This window comes from Burkholderia sp., assembly GCF_018375725.1.
In the GTDB taxonomy this organism is placed as follows: Bacteria; Pseudomonadota; Gammaproteobacteria; order Burkholderiales; family Burkholderiaceae; genus Burkholderia.
This window is the reverse complement of record NZ_JAHACR010000525.1, coordinates 1-1,303: the sequence shown is the minus strand read 5'-3', so window position 1 is coordinate 1,303 and position 1,303 is coordinate 1. Positions and strand designations below refer to the sequence as shown.

At 60.6% G+C, this 1,303-nt stretch carries 2 protein-coding genes and 2 pseudogenes; 1 reads left to right on the top strand and 3 read right to left on the bottom strand.

The features are described 5' to 3' along the window. The 3 genes and pseudogenes from obgE to rplU all read right to left on the bottom strand — a co-directional run. Positions 1-162 (bottom strand): annotated as a pseudogene (gene obgE / locus KH616_RS25085) (GTPase ObgE); the annotation flags it as partial. A 187-nt stretch (positions 163-349) separates the two neighbouring features. Then, positions 350-613 (bottom strand): 50S ribosomal protein L27, encoded by a 264-nt coding sequence (gene rpmA, locus KH616_RS25080; protein ID WP_010091262.1) that lies wholly within the window; start codon positions 611-613, stop codon positions 350-352. Between the two features lie 24 nt (positions 614-637). Next, positions 638-949 (bottom strand): 50S ribosomal protein L21, encoded by a 312-nt coding sequence (gene rplU, locus KH616_RS25075; protein ID WP_006025184.1) that lies wholly within the window; start codon positions 947-949, stop codon positions 638-640. A gap of 208 nt (positions 950-1,157) precedes the next feature. Here rplU and KH616_RS25070 point away from each other — a divergent pair. After that, positions 1,158-1,303 (top strand): annotated as a pseudogene (locus KH616_RS25070) (octaprenyl diphosphate synthase); the annotation flags it as partial.

Below are 1,303 nucleotides of genomic sequence, written 5' to 3'. Positions count from 1 at the left end.
GTTGATGTTGCGGTCGCCGATCGCGTAAACACTGCCGCCGCGGCCGCCGTCGCCGCCGTCCGGGCCGCCGAACGGAACGAACTTTTCGCGCCGCATTGACGCGCTTCCATTGCCGCCGTCTCCGGCGATGACTTCGATTCGCGCTTCGTCAATGAACTTCATTCGCTCCTCCGCCCAGTAATTCCCGCTATTGTGCCGCGCGGCGCGGCGCTTGAACAATCGATCGCACGACCGATTACCGCGACCCACCGCCACAGCCGACGCGCATGCGCGCGCCCGGTGACAAAATAAAAAAGGCCCCGCGACATATGCGGGGCCTTTCGGCTACGAAGCCCGTGCGTACCTGAACTTAGGCAGCAGCCGGAACCACGATAACCATATGCTTCTTGTCCGCACCCTTCGTCGCGAACTTCACGTGGCCGTCGACCAGCGCGAACAGCGTGTGGTCCTTGCCCATGCCGACGTTCTCGCCAGCATGCATGCGGGTGCCGCGCTGACGCACGATGATGCCGCCGGCATTGATTGCCTGGCCGCCGTACACCTTCACGCCGAGACGTTTCGACTCGGAGTCGCGGCCGTTCCGGGACGATCCGCCTGCCTTTTTGTGTGCCATCTGATTGCTCCTTTACCGAGGCGCTTACGCGTTGATCGCGTCGATGCGCAGCTCAGTGTAGTTCTGGCGGTGGCCGCCATGCTTTTGGTAGTGCTTCCGGCGACGCATCTTGAAGATGGTGACCTTGGCATGACGACCGTGCGACACAACGGTGGCCTTGACGGAAGCCCCACTGACCAGCGGCGTACCGAACTTAATCGATTCGCCTTCGCCCACTGCGAGAACCTGGTCGAGCGTGATTTCAGCGTCAATGTCAGCCGGTATCTGTTCTACTTTGAGTTTTTCGCCAACGGCAACCTTGTACTGCTTGCCGCCGGTTTTTATGACCGCGTACATTGAGAACCTCACTCTGGATCTATTTTTCCGCACACCACGCACGGAAAACGCGTGATTATACAGAGAGTTAGCTTCGCCGTCAAAAGCGATTGACGATCACGCCGCCCGCGCCCGGCCGAATGGCCAAAAACCCCGGCCCGCGTACGCAACAGCCCCGGCGCCTGTCGGATTCGACTTATAATCCGCGGCATCACCCAATTCCATGATCATGTCGTCCACCGCCTCCCCCACCCTCAGCGCCGCCCGTCTGCTCGCTCCGATCGCCAGCGATATGGAGCAGGTGAATCGCGTCATCCGGCAAAGCCTCGCGTCCGATGTCCTGCTGATCAACCAGATCGCCGAATACATCATCGG

Excerpts from the sequence above, each read along its gene's own strand:
- rpmA (WP_010091262.1), bottom strand. The coding sequence starts at position 613 with ATGGCACACAAAAAGGCAGGCGGATCGTCCCGGAACGGCCGCGACTCC.
- rplU (WP_006025184.1), bottom strand. The coding sequence starts at position 949 with ATGTACGCGGTCATAAAAACCGGCGGCAAGCAGTACAAGGTTGCCGTT.